This is a genomic window from bacterium (genome assembly GCA_021372615.1).
Classification (GTDB): Bacteria; Armatimonadota; Zipacnadia; order Zipacnadales; family UBA11051; genus JAJFUB01.
On the sequence record JAJFUB010000162.1, the window covers coordinates 1 to 20,647 of the forward strand.

General features: G+C 68.7%; 15 protein-coding genes and 1 pseudogene. 7 read left to right on the forward strand and 9 right to left on the reverse strand.

Annotation, left to right across the window (positions count from 1 at the left end; genetic code table 11):
• Positions 1-11 precede the first annotated feature (11 nt).
• The gene (locus LLH23_22955) at positions 12-815 is read right to left on the reverse strand and encodes a sugar phosphate isomerase/epimerase (GenBank protein ID MCE5241335.1); all 804 of its coding nucleotides are present in this window, start codon (positions 813-815) and stop codon (positions 12-14) included.
• A gap of 127 nt (positions 816-942) precedes the next feature.
• Between LLH23_22955 and LLH23_22960 the strand changes: the two genes are divergently transcribed.
• Entirely contained in the window at positions 943-1,794 is an 852-nt protein-coding gene (locus tag LLH23_22960; protein ID MCE5241336.1) for a sugar phosphate isomerase/epimerase, read from the forward strand.
• Positions 1,795-1,988: 194 nt separating this feature from the next.
• Here the strand turns inward: LLH23_22960 and LLH23_22965 are convergent, their stop codons facing one another.
• From LLH23_22965 to LLH23_22980, 4 genes and pseudogenes are all read right to left on the reverse strand, one after another.
• On the reverse strand, positions 1,989-2,132 hold the full coding sequence (locus LLH23_22965) for a hypothetical protein (GenBank protein MCE5241337.1): 144 nt from the start codon (positions 2,130-2,132) through the stop codon (positions 1,989-1,991).
• A 192-nt stretch (positions 2,133-2,324) separates the two neighbouring features.
• Positions 2,325-2,645, reverse strand: a pseudogene (locus LLH23_22970) (DUF1559 domain-containing protein).
• Positions 2,646-2,797: 152 nt separating this feature from the next.
• Positions 2,798-4,048: an Nramp family divalent metal transporter gene (locus LLH23_22975; protein MCE5241338.1), complete on the reverse strand. Its 1,251-nt coding sequence runs from the start codon at positions 4,046-4,048 to the stop codon at positions 2,798-2,800.
• A 13-nt stretch (positions 4,049-4,061) separates the two neighbouring features.
• Positions 4,062-6,926: a hypothetical protein gene (locus LLH23_22980; GenBank protein MCE5241339.1), complete on the reverse strand. Its 2,865-nt coding sequence runs from the start codon at positions 6,924-6,926 to the stop codon at positions 4,062-4,064.
• A 325-nt stretch (positions 6,927-7,251) separates the two neighbouring features.
• Between LLH23_22980 and LLH23_22985 the strand changes: the two genes are divergently transcribed.
• Complete coding sequence (locus tag LLH23_22985; protein MCE5241340.1) at positions 7,252-8,541, forward strand: hypothetical protein; 1,290 nt, start codon at positions 7,252-7,254, stop codon at positions 8,539-8,541.
• A 128-nt stretch (positions 8,542-8,669) separates the two neighbouring features.
• Here LLH23_22985 and LLH23_22990 read toward each other — a convergent pair whose 3' ends face one another.
• Positions 8,670-9,725, reverse strand: a complete 1,056-nt coding sequence (locus LLH23_22990) for a Gfo/Idh/MocA family oxidoreductase (protein ID MCE5241341.1) — start codon at positions 9,723-9,725, stop codon at positions 8,670-8,672.
• A gap of 297 nt (positions 9,726-10,022) precedes the next feature.
• On the opposite strand from LLH23_22990, the gene LLH23_22995 reads away from it, so the two are divergent.
• The 4 genes from LLH23_22995 to LLH23_23010 all read left to right on the forward strand — a co-directional run bounded on the left by LLH23_22995 (position 10,023) and on the right by LLH23_23010 (position 16,281).
• Complete coding sequence (locus LLH23_22995) at positions 10,023-12,245, forward strand: DUF4091 domain-containing protein (protein MCE5241342.1); 2,223 nt, start codon at positions 10,023-10,025, stop codon at positions 12,243-12,245.
• A 217-nt stretch (positions 12,246-12,462) separates the two neighbouring features.
• The gene (locus LLH23_23000; GenBank protein ID MCE5241343.1) at positions 12,463-13,110 is read left to right on the forward strand and encodes a zinc ribbon domain-containing protein; all 648 of its coding nucleotides are present in this window, start codon (positions 12,463-12,465) and stop codon (positions 13,108-13,110) included.
• 120 nt (positions 13,111-13,230) lie between these two features.
• The gene (locus LLH23_23005; GenBank protein MCE5241344.1) at positions 13,231-15,600 is read left to right on the forward strand and encodes a carbon-nitrogen hydrolase family protein; all 2,370 of its coding nucleotides are present in this window, start codon (positions 13,231-13,233) and stop codon (positions 15,598-15,600) included.
• Positions 15,601-15,792: 192 nt separating this feature from the next.
• Complete coding sequence (locus tag LLH23_23010; GenBank protein MCE5241345.1) at positions 15,793-16,281, forward strand: hypothetical protein; 489 nt, start codon at positions 15,793-15,795, stop codon at positions 16,279-16,281.
• 72 nt (positions 16,282-16,353) lie between these two features.
• Here LLH23_23010 and LLH23_23015 read toward each other — a convergent pair whose 3' ends face one another.
• Positions 16,354-17,949 (reverse strand): flotillin family protein, encoded by a 1,596-nt coding sequence (locus tag LLH23_23015; protein MCE5241346.1) that lies wholly within the window; start codon positions 17,947-17,949, stop codon positions 16,354-16,356.
• 96 nt (positions 17,950-18,045) lie between these two features.
• Positions 18,046-18,621, reverse strand: coding sequence for an NfeD family protein (locus LLH23_23020; GenBank protein MCE5241347.1), 576 nt, complete (start codon positions 18,619-18,621; stop codon positions 18,046-18,048).
• Positions 18,622-18,793: 172 nt separating this feature from the next.
• On the opposite strand from LLH23_23020, the gene LLH23_23025 reads away from it, so the two are divergent.
• Complete coding sequence (locus LLH23_23025; protein ID MCE5241348.1) at positions 18,794-19,471, forward strand: PspA/IM30 family protein; 678 nt, start codon at positions 18,794-18,796, stop codon at positions 19,469-19,471.
• A 40-nt stretch (positions 19,472-19,511) separates the two neighbouring features.
• On the opposite strand, the gene pta is transcribed toward LLH23_23025, so the two are convergent.
• Positions 19,512-20,540 (reverse strand): phosphate acetyltransferase, encoded by a 1,029-nt coding sequence (gene pta / locus LLH23_23030; GenBank protein MCE5241349.1) that lies wholly within the window; start codon positions 20,538-20,540, stop codon positions 19,512-19,514.
• Between the last annotated feature and the right edge of the window lie 107 nt (positions 20,541-20,647).

Consider the following 20,647-nt stretch of genomic DNA (forward strand, 5'->3'; position numbering starts at 1 on the left):
GTCTTTGGTTCTTAGTCGATGTTGGCCTTCATCCACGCGAGGCACTTGCGATAGCCGACGCCGTCGCCCTCTTTGCCCTCGTACTCGGCAACCCACGGGCCGTTGTAGCCGGCCTTCTTGGCTTCAGCGACAGCCTTCTTCAGGTTGATCTCGCCCTCGCCCAGCGCCTGGCCCTTGTACTGCTCGCGCCAGCCGAAGCCGTCCTTCATGTGAGTGTGCAGCACGAAGGGGGCGATCTCCTCGTAGTACTTGTCAATGTCCACGAGGTCGTTGCCGAACCAGCGCAGGTTCATGGTGTCCAGGTTGGTGCCGATGGTCTTGGGCAGGTTGACGGCGCGGAGGGCCTGGAGCATCGTGGGCATGTGGTTGCTGACGATGCCATGGTTGTCCACGGCGAGCTTGACGCCCATCGGCTCGGCCCACTCGGCGCAGCGGAGCAGGCAGCCGGCCATGGCCTCGGCCCAGCGGTCCATCGGGACGCTGTCCTTGGGCTGGCCGCCCTCGGTGCGGAGGGTGTCGCAGCCGATGATCTGGATGACCTTGGCGAAGCGCTTGGCGCGTGCGACCTGGTACTCCACGTCCTCGGCCGCCAGCACCACGAAGTCGTTGTGCAGCGAGACGCCGGAGGCCTTCAGGTTGCGCTTCTGAAGCATCTTGGCCACTTCTTCAGCGCGCTCCTCGGGCTTCTCGGAGCCCTTGGGCCACACGTCCGGGCACTGCAGTTCCGTGCAGTCGAAGCCGCTCTCGGCGACCCAGTCGAGGAACTCCTCGAGCGTAGCACCGGGCGCGTTGTAGTGGATGACGCCATACTTCATGGAAACCGTCCCCTTTCAAGGGTTGATTGTCGGGCAATCGTGCTGCCGAAAGCGCCCCTATTCGCCGCCGCGGGCAATCCTCCTTCCCGGGGAGGTCAACTGCTTTCGGGCGGTCAACTACCCGCCCATGAAACCTTCCATCTGGACCACCATGATCTGGCCATCCTCACCTGTTGAGGCCCTGGAAACGCTGGCTTCCCACGGCTGGCGCGCGTTCGAGCTGTCCTGCGAGCATATCGGCGACCTGGCGCGGATGGGCGACGGGGCGGTGGCGGACTACGCCGCGGCCATCGGGCGCCTGGGCGTGCAAGTCCCGCAGTGCCACGCCACCATCACTGCCGACGTCGCCTCCCTGGACCCGAACCGCCGCGGGGCGGACCTGGCGTCCGTGCACCGCGACCTGGACATCTGCGCCGAGCTGGGCATCCGCAATGTCGTCATCCACCCCGGCGGCGATGGCGCCGTGGATCGGCAGTCGCTGCGGGAGACCACCACGCTGCGTCTGAAGGCCTTCGCGGAGCTGGCCGCCCACTGCGAGCGGGTCGGCACCCGCATGGCCATCGAGAACATGTGCGACGGCGGCCGGAACGTGTGGGGCAAGCGCAACTTCGGCGCCATCGTGGAGGAGATCCTGGGCCTGATCGAGGAGATCGGCTCGCCGGCCCTGGGGGTGTGCCTGGATACCGGCCATGCCCACGTCCAGGGCCTCAACCAGCCCGAGGCCATCCGCGAGTGCGGCGACAAGCTCATCGCGCTGCACATCGCCGACAATGACACCAGCGGCGACCAGCATCGCACGCCGGGCTATGGCAGCGTGGACTTTCCGGCCATCGTCGCGGCCCTGCGCGAGGTCGGGTACGCCAGCAACTTCAACCTGGAGATCCCCGGCGAGAACCGGGCCACGCCGGAAGTGGTGGCGCTGCGGAGCCGGTACGCGCTGGGCGTGTCGGAGACGCTGTTGGGGAAGACGGAAGACTGAAGGCGGGGGGAGGTCGGTACGCCCGACACTCCTGTCGGGCGCATCGCCCCTGTTGCCCGACAAGAGTGTCGGGCGTACCAGCGGCGTCACCACCACCGAGTGCAGAGTGTCTCTCCCCCCTGTGGGGGTATGGAGAACGGAACGGGGCCGATCCCACAGAGGATCGGCCCCGTTGGCTTCACAGAGACAGACGACTACTGCAGCGTGATGCCCAGGAACTCGCTCCACCCGGTCGCCGGGACGTTGCCCTTGATCGTGCTGCCGGAGAGCCACTTGGCGTGGCCGTCGCAAAAGGCGACGTTCGCGCCACTGTTGTGCCGCGCCAGACCCGTGCCCATGGAGGAGAAGCACGTCGCCTGCGTGTTGGTTGAGGAGATGACGAACCAGTCCTGCATGTCCTGGATCAGCATCCGCTCGGCGGGCTTGTCCATGCTGCCCATGGCCGAGTTGCACACGCCGTCGTAGTTGATGCCGTAGGCGTTCGTGATCCCGGAGCGCGCGTTAGCGGCCGCGCACTCGTTCGGCACCGCGCTGGGGCAGCGGAAGATCTGGGTGTTCTTCACATACGGTCCGAGGAAAGTGGGCCAACTGTACGCGACGCCCACGCCCTCTGCACCCGTGTGGGTGTGGCCCCACAGGCAGAAGCCGGGACCGAAACCGTACATGTACCTCTCATCATAGTCCTGGGCGTACGACATGGCCGCCAGCCCCATCTGCTTGAGGTTGCTCAAGCAACTCGACTGCCGGGCCTTCTCGCGCGCCTTGGCGAACACCGGGAAGAGGATCGCCGCCAGAATGGCAATGATGGCGATGACGACCAACAACTCGATCAGCGTGAACCCCTTGCGCATGCTGTTTCCCCTTTGCGTGAAGTGGCCCGGGCAACCCGAGCCCAACCATCTTATACCCCCCGGCGGCCTGGCCGCAACCGAAAAATTCCGCACGGCGGGAGGGCCCGCGGGGCGTACCGGCGGCAGAGCTTCTCCCCCCTCCCTCACCCCCCTCAGAACTGCACCCCGAACATCCGCAGCACCAGCAGCACGTTCAGGCCGACCACCACTACCCCGGTCACGATGAGCAGCGTGTTCTCGCGCCAGGTGTTGCGGAAGCGGCCCATGACCTGCTCGCTCCGTGTGAGGAGGAAGAGCGGGAGGATCGTGAAGGGGAGCTGCACGCTGAGGGTGGCCTGGCTGATGATGAGGGCCTTGAGGGGGTCGAGGCCGAGGCTGGCGATGAGCACCGCCGGGATCAGCGTCAGCGCCACGCCCAGGCGGAACCACTTGCTCGTTAGCTCGGTGGGCTTGAGCAGGACGCCGCTGAAGATCGTCCCGCCGGCCAGGCCCGCCGTGATCGAGGACGACAGGCCGCTGCACAGCAGCGCCACGGCGAACAGCAGCGCCGCCACCGGGCCGGCCAGCGGCTCCAGCGTCTTCCCCACCTCCCCCAGACTCTGCGGCACCACGTTGGGGAAGAAGACCGCCGCCGCGACGACGACCATCGCGCTGTTGATGAGCCAGCCGGCGCCCATCGCCAGCAGCGTGTCGAGGAACTCGTAGCGCAGCAGGTGGGCCCGCTCGGTGTCGTCCTTCGCGCTCCAGTCCCGGCTCTGGATGACCTCGGAGTGCAGGTAGATGTTGTGGGGCATGACCACGGCCCCCAGCATCGCCATGGCCACGAGGATGCTCCGGGAGTTCAGCGACGGCACCACCGCGCAGTAGCCGGCCAGGCCGAGGTCCGGTTTCACGATCACCAGCTCGGCCAGGTAGCAAAAGCCGATGATCGACACAAAGCCGATGATGACGTGCTCGAGCTTGTGGTAGGCCTGGCCCCAGATCATCGCGACCACGAACAGCGCGGTGATGAGGCTGCCCACGACGAGGGGCAGGTGGAACAGGACCTGCAGGCCGATGGCCCCGCCAAGGATCTCGGCCAGCGCCGTCGCCACGCAGGCGCACATGGCCGTGCAGCCGTACACCACGCGCGCCGCCGGCCGGAAGTGCGTGGCCACCGCCTCGGGCATGCACAGGCCGGTCTGGATGCCGATGTGGGCCGCCATGTGCTGCAGCAGGATCAGCATCAGCGTGGATAGGGTAATGACCCACAGGAGTGAGTAGCCGAACTCCGCCCCGCCCTGGGCGTTGGTGGCGAAGTTCCCCGGGTCAATGAACCCCACGGTCACGATGAAGGCCGGCCCGAGGTACTGCAGGAAGCGGGAGTGACGCAGCCGGGAAGCCAGTCCATTGAGGTGGGCCATCGTCCTCGTATCCTCAGGGGATGCCGATCGTGATCTCCGGCGACACGCCGCCGACGAACGGCGCGCCCTCGGCGTAGAGCCAGTTGCCGACACTGCAGTAGACGTGTGCGTCCGCGGCGGTGGTCACCCACTTGCCGTCGTCCCGCTGCAGCGCCAGGCCCAGGCCGCGGAACTTGTAGCAATCCCCGCCCGCCGTGCCCAGCGTGAGCCGGTTGGTGCGCTGGAGCCACGGCAGTTGCGCGGCGGCCAGGTCCACATAGCACTCCTGCCAGGAAGCCAGCTCCCCCGTGTTGCCGGGCACGCGCGCCAGCCGCTGCCCGTTGAGCGTGATCCACTTGTCGGCATACTGCGGCTCGCGGTTGGCGTCGAAGACCTCCAGCCGCAGCTTCGCCCCGCGCAGTTGGGCGAAGTCCTCGTCGCTCACGTGCGCTGGCGCCGTGCCGGTGCTGATGGTGCGCTGCAGTAGGCGCTGGCTGTCGCGGCGATAGCCCTGGGCGACGGGAAACAGTCCCGTGGTGGGCGCCGGCCCGTCGCCGCCAGTGGGGCAGTCGGCGATCAGCCAGGCCTCGACGGGGCACTCGGTCAGCGCGAAGGGCTTGTCCTCAGCCCGGGGCAGCCGGGCGGCGACGGTGACGGTCTGGCCGGCAAAGGCCTTCAGGTCGAAGGCCTGCATGTGCCAGGCCGGGCCGTTGGCCTTGCGCGGTGTGGCGGGTTGGCCGTTGACCTTCACAGAAGAGAAGTCGGTCGGGCCCGAGCCGTGGACCGTGAGCAGCAGGTCGCACCGCGGCATCTCGCCTCCCGGCACGGTGAAGGTGAGGTCCACGCCCGGCGCGTCAGTGGCGGGGCTGATCGAGACCTGGCGCACGAGCGTCCCGGTCGGCAGCGGCGGCTCCGGCGCCCGCGACACGGTCGGGTCCGGGGCCAGCTCCACGACGATCACGCTACAGCCGGGGAGCTGCCACTGCATCCTGCTGCCCGAGAACCACGCGCGCGGCCGGGCGGCACGGTACGGGTAGATGACGCGAGCGGCGAAGGGGCGGGCCAGGGGGCCGCGATAGTACACGCTCTGGTCGAACGGCACCACGAGCGAGGCCAGAGCCGGGGCGGGGTTGCGCAGCGCGACAAGGCCCCGGTCGCCCTGCCAGTGGACATAGCCGTACGCCTCGCCCTGGCGCGGGTCGCCGCCGACCATCACGGTGCGGCGCAGGATGGGGGCGTTGTCCACGGCCCAGCGGGTCGCCTGGCCCAGCACCCGCCAGCGCGCCTCGTCCATCAGGTCGGGCGTGACGTACAGCTCCTTGAGCTGCACGCCCCGGGCGTAGTAGAGCACGGCCATGTCCGAGAACTCGCGCAGCGTCTCCTCAGCGCCGCCGAGCTTGCACAGCTTGCCGTGGATGATCCCGTGGGTCATCAGCGCCGACAGCGGCACCAGGTTCTCTTGCTGACGGTACACCCGGTAGAAGTGGGCGTCGCGGTAGCTCATGTCCCACTCGCGCGGCGAGAGCTGCGGATAGGTCTTCTCATAGCCGAAGTCGCTGGCGCACATCCAGATCGAGTCGGCGTGCATCAGCCACCAGGGCGACAGCCAGACGCTGGACGTGACGTTCAGGAAGATGCCGGGGTTGACCTGCCGCTCCCAGGCCAGCAGCTCGATCTCGGCATCAAGCGAGGCCTCGTGGCCGTGGCGGTCGGTGGGCAGGTGGCCGTGGCCGGGAGCACTGCAGTGCAGGCCGTTGAAGTCGTGCTTGTAGTACGCCAGCCGCCCGTCGCGGATGCGCTCGGCCGTGACGCGGCGGATCTCGGCGTTGTACTTCGGTGCGGCAATGCAGTAGTACTGGCCGCGGTCGGAGACCTCGAGGCCCTGCTCCCGGCCCCAATCGGGATTCAGGTTGGTGCCGTTGAGCGGCATCCACAGGCCCAGGTGCGAGCCCCGGGCCTCCAGGCCGTCGGACAGCGGCCGGAAGCCCTCGGGGTAGCGGTCGCGGAGTGGCTGCCAGATCGAGTTGCGGTCCTGCCAGCCGTCATCGGGCACGAAGGCGGCCATCTTCAGGCCGTATGGCTGGAGCAGGCGGGTCTGGAACTGCTCGTAGATGTGCAGCAGATTGGGGATCGTCAGGTCCTGGCTGCGCAGGTCGTACCAGGAGTTGTACTGCAGGAAGTCCCGAGTCTGGATGCGGATCGAGTCCAGGTAGTCGCTGAAGGCCAGCTCGCGCGTCAGGCCCGCCGGGGCGACCCCGACCATCGCGGTCTTGGACACGAGCCCGGCGCCGGTCTCGCGGCCGGGGTAGTGGTGCAGCACCAGCGTCCGCTTCCCGTCGGCCTCACGGACGTCGTTGTAGCCGGCCGGGTACTCCAGCCCCAGGAACCAGGCGTCGCCGAGGAAGAGGGGCTGGCCGTAGCCGCCGCGCGTGGCCGGGGCATCGGTGACGAGGTGCTCCACTTCCAGCTCGTCCACGATCTTGCCGGCCGGCAGCGTAACCGTCAGGGACTTGCGCAACGGCCCCCCGTCGCCACGGAGCCAGTACTGCACGGACACCCGCAGGCCCGAGGGCGGGTGGGAGTACGGGAAGGTGAGGGTCACGGCATCGCGGCGGCGGGCGGTCTGCGGGGGTGCGGCCTGGCACTCCGAAGCGGCGATGGTCGGCCCCTCCCAGAGCTTGACCACGAACTCCTCGGCGGCGCTGACCGCCACGACCTCGCGGCCGTCGCCCCGGACGAAGCGGCTGGTCTGCCAGCCGTCCCCATGCCGGGTCCACTCGCGCCGCAGGCTCTGGTTGGCGAGCACGATGCTCTCCGGCCCGATCTCACAGACCGGCGCGGCGGTGGCGGCCACGCAAAGCAAGAGCAGCGCGCAGGCACAGGCGGCGGTCGGCTTCATGCGGTCCTCCCGGTGGCCCCGCAAGGGCAGCGGGGAGTTCGTGCGGCGAAGTGACGGAAGCACGGTGTGCGGCCCAGACGTGACGGCTCAGCCACGTCTGCTCGGCCGGTTGCCACGGACACCCAAACCAGGCGAGAGCGAGCATGGAGATGCATTATCGAACAGGTCAAGGAGGAGGTCAAGCGGGGTGTCGCCCTGCACTGCCGGTAGAGCGGCGATATAGTGTCAGGGTGGGGGGGACGCCCCCCGGGCAGGTTCGCGGGTGACGCCTGACGAAGTCTCCGGGCGCGGGCCGACCATCGTCCCCACCGGCCCGGGAGAGCGTATGGCATTCCCCGACATCCAGGCGACCAAGCCGCGGTGGGACTGGCGCGAGTGGGTCGTCGTGCTGGCCGTGTTCGCCCTGACCAGCATGGCCGGCGCGCTCTGGCAGAAGCCGGTGTCGTTCAACCTGGGTCGGGGCTGGGATGGCACGGCGTACTACGAGGTGGCGGCGGCGTTCGCGGCGGGGCGTCTGCCGCACACGGGGGCGCCGTTTTGCTACCGGCTGGGGACGCCCTTCCTGGCGGCGGTGGTCTCCCCCGGCGACCTCATGCGCGGCTTCCGGGCCGTCAACCTGGCCGCCAACGTGCTCCTGGTCCCGCTGCTGCTGTGGTGGCTGCGCGACTGCGGCCTGCGCTGGCCGGCGCGGGCGCTGGCCGCCGTCCTGTTCATCACCATGTGGCACGGCCCGATACGGTTCGCGGTCTTCTACCCGGTGCACGTGGACCCGTGGGCGGTGGTGTTCCTGCTGGCGGGGCTGCTGCTCATCGGCGGACAGCCGCGCCCGGTCACCGGAACCCGCCTGGCGTTGCTGTGCTTCATCTCCGGCGTGGGCGTCATCTTCCGCGAGATCGTGCTGGCGGCGCCGCTGGCGGCGCTACTGGCCGACAACCCCCTGGCGCTGGACCGCGGGGCGCTGTGGGGCGTCCGCCTGGTCCGGCCGCCGCGGCTCGCAGCGGCACTGCCGCTGGTGTGCGGCTTGGCGGGGATCGCGCTCACCCACGCGCTGGCCACCGGCAACGGCGGCTACAGCTTCGTGCGGACGGTCGGTAGTTGGATCTACAGCAAGTCCCTGGCCATGTATGTGCTGGGGTGGTTCATCGCCTTCGGGCCGGTGCTGGCGCTGGTGCTCTACCGGGCCCGCGACGTGGCAAGCTTCCTGGGCCGGCACCAGGCCCTGCTGGCCTACCTGGTCGCGTTCGCGGTGCTGGGGTGGATCGGGGGCACCGACACCGAGCGCATCCTGTACTGGTCCATGCCGGTGGTCTACGTGCTGGTGGGCCTCGCCGTGCAGGACTGGGGCACGCTGCGCGGGTCCGTGCCGCTGGTGGTCCTGCTGGGCCTGGCCCAGGGCCTCGCGCAGCGGCTGCTCTGGCTCATCCCGGACTTCCCGACCGACCTGCCGCACCGCCTGCCGATCCACACCCCGCCGGGCTCGCAGGTGCCGTACTTCGACCTGTACTCGGTCCACGGTGACAAGCTGGTCGAGGTCATCGCCCTGGCGCAGTACATGGCCCTCACGGGCGTGATCGTGGTGTGGCTGCGGTGGCGGGACCTGAAGAGGCAGGGGTAGGGCGGGGGGAGAGACACGCTCGCCACGTGCCCGACAGGAGTGTCGGGCGTACCACCGGCCGTTGCCTGCCCGACAAGAGTGTCGGGCGTACCGCCTCCCGTATCCCGGATCCCGCCTCCCGATCCCCCTCACGTCAGCGGCAACGCCACCCGGCGTCCCTCGGCGGCCGACTGGTAGGCGCCCAGGATCATCTCGGTGCTGGTCTTGCCGTCGCGGCCGGACACTTGCACTTTGCCCTGCGCGTACTCGTCGAGCATATTGCGGATGACGTTCTGAATGCGCCAGCCGTGGCCGGTGGCCGGCGCCTGCAGGCCCAGGTCCTGCCACCCGGCGTCCTTGTTCTCGCTGTCGTAGTACTTCAGGTGGATCGGGTGCGGCGGCAGCAACGCGGTGCTGGGGCCATCGCCGTAGTTCTCGATGAGCACGCCCCGGCTGCCGTAGATCTCGCTGGTGCTCTCGGCCGCCCACACCACCGAGCTATTGAGCACATAGCCCAGCGCACCGTCGGCGAACCGGTACATGGCCAGGCCGGTGTCGTCAGGCGCGACGCTGGTGAGGATGTTGTCAATCTCGGCCATGACGCTCACCGGCGCCCCCAGCATCCAGTACAGCCAGTCGGTGGCGTGGGAGGCGTCGTCCATGAACATCCCCATGTTCTGCTCGGGGTCCACGTGCCAGGCTGTCGGGCCCGACAGGAAGCCGGTGTTGAACAGCAGGCTCAGGCAGTGCCGCCGCCGGACGATCCCCACCCGGCCCAGGTCCCCCGCCTCGCACATCTGCTTCATCTTGATGTTGGCCGGGTCGTAGCGCATCTGGAAGGCCAGCGAGAAGTACACGCCGTTGCGCTCGACGGCCTCGATGATGGCGTCGCAGCCCTCCGACGACAGCGCCATGGGCTTTTGCAGGATGATGTCCTTGCCCGCGTTGGCGGCGGCCACGCACATCTCGGGGTGGCGGTTGGTCTCGGCCCCGATCAGGACGAGCTTGACGTCCGGGTTGTCGAGCACGTCGGCCGGGTCGGGGCTGTACCCGCCGCCGAAGCTCTCCGCGCACCGCTGCCCGCGCGCTTCGTCATGGTCCCAGGCCATGACGATCTCTGCGTCGTCGAAGTTCTTGATGAGCCCCGCATAGGTCTGCACATGTCCGTGTGCCCAGCCAAGTACGCCAATGCCCAGCTTGCTCATGGCTTCTCCCTGTAAGCGCCGGCGCCGCGCCGACGAAGCGTTTCCGCCGCTCCCCTTCGCCACCGACCATGCGCCCCCCTCCTGCGGCCGCGCGTTGGTACGCCCGACACTCTTGTCGGGCGAGGAGGGCGATGCGCCCGACAAGAGTGTCGGGCGTACCACCAACCGTTACGTCGCCCGACAGGAGTGTCCGGCGTACCCACCGACCCGTGCCGTTCCCTCCGGCAGGAATGCCCGGCCGTCGCAGCGAAGGCGTCGGTACGCCGCCTGCCCCGGACACCATCGGAGGTGCCTGCCGTGAGAGCCTGTATTGTTGCCCTGTGCGCCCTGAGCCTGACCGCCCTGGCCTGCGCCCAGGACCCGCCCAATCTGCTCACCAACCCCTCGGCCGAGGAGCTGACCGCTGACGGCTTCGCGGCCGGCTGGTCGGGCGGGGAGTTCGGCAAGCCCGGCCAGAACGTGACCACCGACACGACGGTCGCCCACAGCGGTCGCAACAGCCTGCGGGTCGGCATCGGCGCCGGTTCGTTCGTCACCTGCCGCGCCGCCGCCGTGCCCGCCAAGCCGAGCACGAAGTACTACCTGACCTGGTGGGTCAAGACCCGGGGCATGGAGCGGGCGCGGGCGTACGTGTGGCTGCAGACCAACAAGGCCCAGCGCGTCGTGGGTGAGGACAGCCAGTTCGGCACGACCGACTGGACGCTGTTCATCCGCGAGTACACGACCACCGCCGAGGAGACCAGCCTGGCCCCGGTGCTCACCACCCAGGACTCCGGCGGCGCGGCCGAGGCCTGCGCGTGGTTCGATGACCTCGGCCTGTACGAGGGCGCCCTGCCCGCCGATCTGGCGGCCCGCTACCGGGAGTACCTCCGCCAGACCCAGGGCGTGGCCGAGACGGCCGTCGTCCTGCGCCGCACCGCCGACTTGACCCTCTGGTCCGACGACCTCGCCGCCCGTGTGTACCGTGAGGACGGGGTGCCCGGCTATGCCAAACCCGTGCCGGCGGCTCAGCTCAGCGCTGCCCGCGGGGAGCAGAACTACCTGCAGGTGGTCGTCACCCCGAAGAGCGACCTGACGGGCGTCACGCTGCGCCCCGGCGACCTCAAGGGCCCCGGGGTCATCCCCGCCGCGCAGGTGCAGTGGTGGCCCATCGGTTACGTGAACATCCAGCAGGCCCACCGGCAGACCACGCGCCGGGGCTGGACGCCCGACCCGCTGCTCTCCCCCGGCCCGGTCACCGCCCCCGGCGGCCAGAACACGCCCTTCCTGATCGGTGTCACCGTCCCGCGTGAGGCCAAGCCGGGCCAGTACGCCGGTCAGGTGGCCGTCATGGCCGGTGAGACGAAGATCGGCAGCGTACCCCTGGCCGTGACCGTGCGCGGCTTCACTCTCCCCCGGGACCCGACCTTCCGCACGCTCATCACTTACTCGGCCGGCTCCTTCCGCCCGTGGGACAAGCGGCCGCTGCCGGAGATCGAGCAGGACGTCTGCCGGGTGCTGTACGCCCACGGCATCCGGGGCAACGGCGCGACGGTCAGCGTCGCGGCCCAACTCGTGGACGGCAAGGTCGTCTGCGACTTCACCGCCTTCGACGCCAAGGTGGCCTGGAACCTGAACGAACTGGGCTTCAACGCCTTCTTCCTGGGCCCGTGCTTCGGCGGGGGCACCAGTGAGGGGTGGGAGAAACACTCCAAGTGGCTGGGGATGGAGCCGCTGAGCGAGGACTTCAACCGCCACTTCCCCGACTACATGCGCCAGGTGGCCGCGCACCTGCGCGAGAAGGGCTGGCTGGACAAGGCCTACCTGTACCTGTGGGATGAGCCCGAGCCGGACTACTTCGACAAGGTGGTGGCCCTGCAGAAGCTGGCCCTCCAGGGAGACCCGGGCTTCAAGGTCTGGGAGACCACCAGCCCGAACCACCAAGCCTTCTGGGGCGTGGTGAAGGCCTGGTCCGTGCCCTTCGGCCGCCCGCACTTCACCGAGGAGACGGTCGAGCTGCGCCGGCAGGCCGGGGACGAGATCTGGGTCTACAACATCCCGGCCTCACTGGAGATCCCCGCTCAGAAGCACCGGCTGTGGTTCTGGCAGGCCGCCCGCTACGGGGCCATCGGCGCCCAGTTGTGGAATGTCAGCTTCTACAACAAGATTGACCCGTGGGAGAACCCCACGCCGGTCCCGTGGGTGACCGGGCGCCACCAGGAGAGCCTGTACGTCTACGACGCGGGCGAGGCCATCATGATCTACCCCAACCGCGCCGGCGGCGCGCCCCTGCCCTCCCTGCGCCTCAAGCTGCTGCAGAAGGGCCTCGATGACTTCGAGTACCTGACGATCCTCCAGCACCGCCTCGAGCAGCAGGCCCGCCAGCGCCAGGCAGCAGACCCGCAGGCCACGGCCCGCCAGAAGATGCGTGAACTGGCTTCACAACTGGTGCTCGATCTGGGCAAGTACAACCTCGACGCAGCGGCCCTGGCGCGCGTACGGACCGAGGTGGCCCGGCAGATCGAGAAGCTGCCGGAGTAACCACGGGGACGGACGGCACGCCGGCGCCATGGTACGCCCGACACTCCTGTCGGGCCCATCGCCCCTGTCGCCCGACAAGAGTGTCGGGCGTACCAACGGCATGACCCCCACGCCCCACGGGGGGGAGAGACACTCCCCCCGCTCCGATCCCGGCACGAAGGGATTCCCTCGCCGGATCGTGAAACTTCACTGGCTATTTCACTCTGGGAGTTGACCCATGTCTGACAACATCGAGTTCACCCGCAACTACGGGGATCAGTCCACCAGCGAGGGGTTCCAGTTCGAGTTCTACTGTGACCGCTGCGGCAGTGGCTTCCGCACCCCGTTCAAGCCCTCCGCCAGCGCCCGCATCAGCGGCGCCCTGGATGCCGCCAGCAGCCTCCTCGGCGGGGTCTTCGGCCGCGCTGCGGATCTCGGCCGCCGCGCCCACGACGCCACCTGGGAGCAGGCCCACGACAAGGCCTTCCGGGCCGCCATGGAGGAGATCAGGCCGCAGTTCGCCCAGTGCCCCCACTGCCAGGCATGGGTGTGCCGCAAGAGCTGCTGGAACGAGAAGCGCGGCCTGTGCAAGGAGTGCGCGCCGGACATGGGCGTGGAGATGAGCGCCGCCCAGGCGGACCGGTCGCGCGAAGAGGTCTGGGCCCATGCCAAGATGAGCGAGGAAGACAAGCAGCTCTCGGAGAGCAACTGGCGGCAGACCATCGTGGCCACGTGCCCCAAGTGCCAGGCCACCCTCGACGGCAACCTCAAGTTCTGCCCCGAGTGCGGCGCCAAGCTGCACGGCGACAAGCACTGCACCGAGTGCGGCGCGGCGCTCAAGGACGGCGCTAAGTTCTGCGGCGAGTGCGGGGCCAAGGCCGAGTAGAGCCGCGTAACTGACGAGGCCGGTCCAGGATGTCCCGGCCCACGCGAAGGGCGGCGTCTGCCAGGTGTACACGGCGGAAGTCAACAGCCTCTGAGACTGCCCGGCAATGGAGTGTGCCCGATGATGCGCCTCGCCCTGTGCCTGGCCGTGGCCCTGCTGCCCCTGGCGGCGGCCACGGCTGAGGAGCTGGCCCGCGTGGACTTCGAGACCTGGCAGGGCCCGCTGCCCAGGATCTACGGCGACGAGCCGCAGGTCCTCGTCAACGCCCCCGAGCCGAACGTGGGCCGCGTGGACCCCAACGCCCCGGACGCGCGGACGGGCCTGCGCCTGAAGCTGCAGTACGGCGCGGAGACGAAGGCCCGCCTCACGTACTACACCGTCAACTTCCCCACCCCGGTGCCCATCATCTCCGAGATGCAGGAGGCCTCGCTGTGGGTCAAGACCAACGTGCCGGTCAGCCTCAAGGTGGCCATCAGCCCCTTCGGGTTCATCTACCACGGCCCCACCGTGGCCCGGGCCGCCGACTGGCAGCAGGTGACGGTCAAGAACCTGTACACCGAGATGAAGAACTGGTGCCGACGGGGGGAGAGAGACGCTGACGAGGGGTTCATCTCCGGGCTGATCGTGGCCGTCAACACCAGCCCCAGCGCCACAGCCGACCTCCTCGTGGATGACGTGACCATCACCGCCGCCGAGGGCGCCCGGAAGCGCCTGGCCGAGGAGGCCCGCAAGCGCCGCTTCGCCCGCGTCCGGGCCAGCGTCGTCAGCCTGCCGCTCTCGGCTGAGGGTCGTTCCCTGCCCTTCGTTCTGGACCGCCTTGACGAGGCCGCGGCCGCCGGCTCGGACATCGTCTGCCTGCCCATGGAGTGCGTGCAGACCGAGGGCGAGCCCATCCCTGGCCCGATCAGCCAGGCGCTCGCCGCCAAGGCCAAAGAGCACCACATGTACGTCATTGGCAACCTGCGGGAGGTCGAGAAGGGCGCTGTGGGAGCGGTCACCGACCGCGACCCGAACGGCGCTCAGTCGCGGTCGGTGACCGCTCCCACAATGACGTACGTCACCTCGTTCCTCTGCAACCGCGCCGGCGAGATCGTCGGCAAGTACCGCAAGTCCCACAAGCTGCCCGATGAGACCATGGCCCTGGGCGACGACCTGCCGGTCTTCCCCACCGACTTCGGCCCCATCGCCATGCGCACCGGCAGCGACCGCTTCTTCGCCGACATTGACCACGTCTACGCCGCGAAGGGCGCCCGCATGATCTTCTGGAGCCAGGAGCGGGAGCCGATGGAGGACGAGTGGCTTCAGGACTACCCCAGCCAGGGTCGCGCCCAGGACTACAGCGTCTTCATCGCCTGCAGCCGTTACTCTCGGGCCGAGACCGGCTGGATCACCAACTTCATGCCCACCTATCGCGGCTGCCCGATCGGCCGCTCGTACCTCATCAATCGCGAGGGCATGCCCATCGCCTACACCGACCGCAAGGGCTCGGTGGCGACCGCGGTGATCCCGAAGTCCGAGCTGTCCGGACCGGGCCGGGGGCCGATCAGCAAGACCTATCCGGGCTTCAAGCTCCTCGTCGAGCCCGTAGCGGCGCGATTCATCGCGCCCCAGGGCGCCACGAATGGCGCCACTACACAGTGGGCCAAGCGCAAGATCCGCATCTGTGCCATCGAGAACCATGTCGGCATTGACGACATGATCGCCAAGCTGGACCAGTGCGGCCAGATGGGCGCCGACATTGTCTGCACCTACGAGTTGGTGTGGATCAGCGGCGGGACCAAGGAGCACATCGAGGCCCGCACCAAGCAGGCGCAGGACAACCTGCGGCGCCTGCGGGAGAAGGCCGCGCAGTACAAGATGTACGTGCTCGTGGGGGGCGTGGTGGACCGGCTGGAGCGCAATGAGGCCATTCTGTACGGCCGCGACGGCCAGGAGGTCGGCCGCTACTTCAAGTGCGTCCAGACCCATCCCGAGCAGGTCATCGGCACCGGCCCGAGCGTGATCGAGACCGACTTCGGCCGCCTCGGGGTGCGCATCTGCGCCGACAACGCCCTGGTCGAGCTGGACCGCTGCTACGGCGTGCTCGACGTGGACATCATGTTCGACCTGACCCAGGACTGGGGCCCGGACGCGATCACCCGCAACCTGCGCAACCTCAGCCGCTGCATGGACGCGGGCTTCTTTCGCGTCGAATGCACCCACCGATCGAGCGAGCCCCAGCACCGCAGCGCCATCGTGGAGCCGACGGGCATCCCGGTGGCGCAGAGCGAGTACCTGGGCAACGGGATCGTGACGGCCGTAGTAGACCTGGACAACGACCGCCCCCGGCGCTACGCCCGCGAGTGGACCGAGCGCAAGCCCGGCGGCTACCTGCCGGAGTACCAGGACACGCAGATGCCGAAGGAGTACAACGACCTGCGGGCGACGGTGATACGGCAGAGAAGGCCGGAGCTGTATGGGGCGTTGTGGGTGGGAGAAAAGGAGCAGTAGAGGTGCGGGATACTGCCCCGGTCGTCCTCCCGACCGTGAGATACCGGCCGCCGGCAGGCAGGACAAGAGCGGTGTGTTAGCGAATTCGCGTGGCGTGTGCACTCGATCCATGCGGGTCCCGGTTGGGGGCTCGCCAACTCTGGAGGGACGACTATGGTGCGTAGCCGCAGGACGTGGGTTGGGCTCGGAGTAGTGCTGCTCTTGGTGGCCATGTTCTGTAGCCTGCCCGGATGCGATGGCCACGACGGGAAGAACGATTTCCTCACCTGGCTTGCAGGCCTATGGGCCACATGGTCTGACGTGGCCGTGCGCAGCGGGTTGGGGACCACCATGCACCTTCTCGGCTATTCCACGCTGGAGATCGCCGGCTCCGCCGGCCTGACGGACGTCGGCACCGCGGCGGCACCAGCCCCGGTGGTGTTCTCCTGCAACGTGGATCTCGGTGGGTTGGGCGGCTGGGACTACTCGATCGTGCTGCGCGGCACCGCGTCGGCCGCCGCCGGCGGCGAATCGGTCCACATCGTCTGCGACACCCCCGAAGGCACGCCGACAACGGACACGGTGACCCTCGATCTAACCCCCAATGGGGATAACACGCAGCTCACCGGGACGCTGACGTTCAACCACGACGGCGAGGACTTCACGGGCGACGCGACGTTCAACAAGGAAGAGACGCGGTAGGCCCTGTGGTGCCAGATGCCAACGGGCGCAGGATTGTCTCCTGCGCCCGTTTCGTTGCCACCACTTGGCACGTCAGCTCTGCTGCGGCTCCGGCTGGTCGGTCGGGGCGGCCTTCGCCTCGGCACCCAGCGTCTCCAGCTTGTCCTGCAGCAGCTTCGTCAGATCCACGCCCGTCACGGCCTTGACCTGCTCGTTGAAGGCCACGAACTGCCGGGGGATGTTGCTCAGGACCCGGTCCACCGGGTTGCTGTCGCCCCCACCGCTGTTGACATCCACCACCGAGATGCTGTCCACGTTGGCCAGACCGGCGCCGATGGCCTGCATCGGGGCGCCCATGGCCCGCACGATCTCCGGATAGCGCTCCAGCAAGAGCTGGATGACCGCGGCGTCGCCGTAGCGTTCCCAGGCGTCGGCCTTGGCCTGCATGCCCTCGGCTTCCGCCAGCAGCTTGGCCTTGACCGCATCGGCCTCACCGAGACCCTTGGCGCGGATGGACTCGGCTTCACCCTCACCGGCGGCACGGAAGCGCGCACCCTCACCCAGACCGGCCTTCTCCAACTGCGCCTGCTCGGCCTCGGCCTGGGCGATGCGGGCGTCGCGCTCGCCCTGGGCCTTGATGACCGCCGACTGCCGCGCCCCCTCGGCCTGCACGATCGCCGCCTGGCGCTGGGCTTCGGCCTCGATCACGACCTTCTGCTGGTCGGCCTGTGCGGGCTTGATGCGGGTGGCGACCAGCTCCTGCTCCATGCGCAGGGCTTCCTGCTGCTGCACGGCGATCTGCGCCGTGCGCCGCACCTCTTCGATGCGCACCTGCTCGACCTCAACGGACTGCTTGGCCTGCGCCTCGGCCAGCGGCCCGGCCTGGTCGGCCCGGGCGCGCTCGGCGTTGGCCTGGGCGTCGAACTGGGCCACCTTGATCTTCTTGTCCCGCTCGGCCTGGGCGATGCCCACGTCGGCCATGATCTTGGCCGTCTCGCCTACCTGCCGGGCCTCCGAGGACTTGATGTCGGCGTCGCGCTGGGCCTCGGCCATGCCGATCTGGGCGTCCCGCTTGACCTCCGAGGTGCGCTTCAGACCCAGGGCCTGGATATACCCGTGCTCGTCGGTGATCTCGCGGATGGGCATGTTGTCAATGACCAAGCCCATGGTCTCCAGGTCGCGCGCCGACTGCTCGACGAGGCGCTCGGAGAAGGCCGCGCGATTGCGGATCAGGTCCTCAGCCGTCATGGTGCCGACGATGGCGCGCAGATGGCCCTCCATCGTCTGCTGGATGAGGTCCTTGATCTGGGGAAGCTGCATCGTGAGGAAGCGCTCGGCGGCGGCCCGCTGCAGCGCCTCCGTCGAGCCGATCTTGATGTTGGCCAGGGACTCGACCTTGACCGGCACGCCGTCAATCGTCACGGCTCCGGCGGTCATGACCGGGATGGCCATCACCTCCAGCGACAGCCACTCCACGGAGACAACGATCGGCCACTTGACGAACCCGCCGCCCTGCACCAGCCGGAAGCCGGTCGGGCGCCCCTCGGAGTCCCGCACGCGCCGTCCGTATACCACGGCGACCTTGTTGGGGGGGACGCGTACGTAGTAGTACGCGATGACGCCCATCAAGGCGAACAGCAGAATGACCAACCCGCCGATATACACCGCCGTCATGCCAAAGTCAAACATGTGTCCTCAGCCTTTCCCCTGGTGCTCGCGTGGGGCCGCGTGTCCCCACGCGGCCATGTCGTGCGCGCGTGAGGACACGCGCGCCCACGCGGCGTTTCAACTGGGACGCACGACCAGCGTCCCCCCGAGCTCCTCCACGACGATGATGCGCTGGCCCTCGGCGATGGCTTCGCCACTCTCCGAGCGGGCCAGCGTCTTGAGCGGCAGACCCCCGGCATAGACCCGTATCTCCCCGGTGCCGTTGGGCGGAATGCCCGTGAGCACGACCCCTTCGCGGCCGACGATATCCGCGCCGGACACGGTGCTGGTCGCCTCCTGGTTGTACAGGAAGCGGCTGAAGCGGAAGATAATGACGGCCATGACGAGGCCGACGGCCAGACCAAAGGGAGCGCTGAGTATCCCCCACTTGAAGACATCCCACCCAATCAGTCCCCCCCATCCCCAGCCCCCCATAAAGGCCAGGATGGTGCGCATGCTGATGGGGCCGGGGCCCTCATCCCCATGCTGGCCTGCCATGTCGTGATGGCCCACCCCCACGTGGCCGACGTCGCCGTGCCCGAGGTCCATGCCGCCATGGCCGAAATCGTGATCGGCGCCCACGAACAGCAGCACCAGCGTCACCAATGTGCCGATGATCGCCATGACCCAGTACGCAGTTGGCAGGAATTCCATCGTCTCGCCTCCCACCATGCGGAGATTGTAAGCGAACTTCTTCCCCGCGGATGCTCCGGCACCTGCTGCGCCGCAGGATTCTCCGCACAATCCTGCGAAGGCTAGCTCCACAGTCTATATGGATATCGAATACACAGGCCCGCTCATAAGGCCGGATGGGGTGAGATGGTCCATGACTGATGTCACCACGATCGTCCGTAGGCTGCTGGGCCTGGACCTGAAGGGCTCCGGAGAGCAGCAGGCCGAGCTGCAGCGGATGCTGGAGACGTTCCTGAAGGACGCGCGGGAGAAGCGCGGGGAGGTGCAGCAGGAGCTGGTGCAGGCTCGCGCGGAGCACCTGGTCCTGCAGCGCCGCCGCAAGGCCAGCGCCGAGCAGGCCCGCAAGTGGGGCAAGCGCGCCGAGGCGGCCCTGCGGTCGGGGAATGAGGACACCGCGCGCGAGCATCTGCGCCGCCAGCGCTCGTTCGAGGAGGTCACCGCGGACTGGACGGCCCAGACCGAGGCCCAGCAGCAGGCCGTCAAGGCCCTCCAGAAGGCCAGCCGGCAACTCGCCGCCGCCATTGACGAGGCGGAGACGCGCATGGCCGCCCTGCTCTCCCGCCACAAGGCCGCGGTGGCCGCCGCGCACGTCGAGAGCATCCTGCAGGAGATGGGCGAGCCGTCGGACGCGCACCCGGGGTACAAGACGGCAGAGCTGTCGGTGGACGCCGAGGAGGCGTGGGCCCGGGCCCTGGCCGAGACCAGCGCCGCCTCGGTGGAGAAGCGCCTCCGGGCCCTGGAGCATGGCGAGCAGGAAGAGGAAATCGAGCGCCGGCTACAGACGATGCGCGAGCAACTGCGCAGTCGGTAGCCGGCGCGGGTTGGTCTGCCGGATGCTATCTGGCGCCGCCTCAGGCCGGGGCGGGCGTGGGCGCCTCGTTGAAGTTCTCAGCCCGCAGCGCGGCCACGGCGATGACGTTGTAGATGTCATCGGGGGTGGCGCCGCGCGACAGGTCCAGACCCGTCCGGGCCAGGCCCTGCACCAGCGGACCGTAGGCTCCGGCGCCGCCGAGGCGCTGCACGAGCTTGTAGCCGATGTTGCCGGCGTCCAGGTCCGGGAAGATGAGCACATTGGCCCGACCGGCGACCGGGGAACCGGGGAACTTGGCCTTGGCGACCGACGGCACCAGGGCCGCATCGGCCTGCATCTCGCCGTCAATCAGGTACTGGGGGGCCTTCTCGCGGGCCAGAGCCAGCGCTGCCCGCACCTTGTCCACATCCTCATGCTGGGCCGACCCCGCCGAGGAGAACGAGAGCATGGCCACGCGCGCCTCGGCTTGCAGATAGACGCCTGCGGACTCGGCGGTCGTGACAGCCACGTCGGCGAGCTGCTCGACGGTCGGGTTCGGCAGCACGCCGCAGTCGGCGAACAGCAAGGCGCCGCCCTCGCCCATGTCCGGGACCTTCGTCTCCATGATGAAGCTGCTGGAGACGGTGGTGTAGCCGCGCGCGGTCTTGACGATCTGCAGCAGCGGGCGCAGCACGTTGGGGGTGGAGTTGACCGCCCCTGCCACCGTGGCATCGAGGTCCCCCATCTTCAGCAGGCAGGACGAACAGTAGAGCGGGTCGAGAACCTGCTCCCACGCCTGGTCTTCCGTCACGCCCTTGCTCTGGCGCAGTTCGAAGAACAGCCTGGCGCAGCGCTGGCGGACCGCATCGTCGCCGGGGTCGATGAGGGCCAGGCCCTCGAGCGAGCAGTCGGCTTCGCCGGCGGCGACAGCCGCCTCGTCCGGCTTGCCGATCAGCACGACCTGGGCGAGGCTCTCGTCGCACGCCTTGCGCGCCGCCCGGATGGTTCGCGGATCGCCGACCTCGGGAAGACCGACGACCTTGTGCAGGCCCGCGGCCCGCTCCCGAATGGACTGCATGACAGTTGCCATGTGCATGGCTCCTCTGGTTGTGGGGGATGGTCAACGGCAGATGATCTGGTTCGTGTGCTACTAGGGTCTGCGGAAGCACGAGCATAGGCCGTGGGTGCCGCGTCGTG

Bases quoted from the DNA above. Each gene is read 5' to 3' on its own strand.
- LLH23_22975 (MCE5241338.1), bottom strand. From the start codon at position 4,048: ATGGCCCACCTCAATGGACTGGCTTCCCGGCTGCGTCACTCCCGCTTC.
- LLH23_22965 (MCE5241337.1), bottom strand. From the start codon at position 2,132: ATGGGCACGGGTCTGGCGCGGCACAACAGTGGCGCGAACGTCGCCTTT.
- LLH23_23005 (MCE5241344.1), top strand. From the start codon at position 13,231: ATGATGCGCCTCGCCCTGTGCCTGGCCGTGGCCCTGCTGCCCCTGGCG.
- LLH23_22990 (MCE5241341.1), bottom strand. From the start codon at position 9,725: ATGAGCAAGCTGGGCATTGGCGTACTTGGCTGGGCACACGGACATGTG.
- LLH23_23025 (MCE5241348.1), top strand. From the start codon at position 18,794: ATGACTGATGTCACCACGATCGTCCGTAGGCTGCTGGGCCTGGACCTG.
- LLH23_23015 (MCE5241346.1), bottom strand. From the start codon at position 17,949: ATGTTTGACTTTGGCATGACGGCGGTGTATATCGGCGGGTTGGTCATT.
- LLH23_22980 (MCE5241339.1), bottom strand. From the start codon at position 6,926: ATGAAGCCGACCGCCGCCTGTGCCTGCGCGCTGCTCTTGCTTTGCGTG.
- LLH23_22955 (MCE5241335.1), bottom strand. From the start codon at position 815: ATGAAGTATGGCGTCATCCACTACAACGCGCCCGGTGCTACGCTCGAG.
- LLH23_23000 (MCE5241343.1), top strand. From the start codon at position 12,463: ATGTCTGACAACATCGAGTTCACCCGCAACTACGGGGATCAGTCCACC.
- pta (MCE5241349.1), bottom strand. From the start codon at position 20,540: ATGGCAACTGTCATGCAGTCCATTCGGGAGCGGGCCGCGGGCCTGCAC.
- LLH23_22985 (MCE5241340.1), top strand. From the start codon at position 7,252: ATGGCATTCCCCGACATCCAGGCGACCAAGCCGCGGTGGGACTGGCGC.
- LLH23_23020 (MCE5241347.1), bottom strand. From the start codon at position 18,621: ATGGAATTCCTGCCAACTGCGTACTGGGTCATGGCGATCATCGGCACA.
- LLH23_22960 (MCE5241336.1), top strand. From the start codon at position 943: ATGAAACCTTCCATCTGGACCACCATGATCTGGCCATCCTCACCTGTT.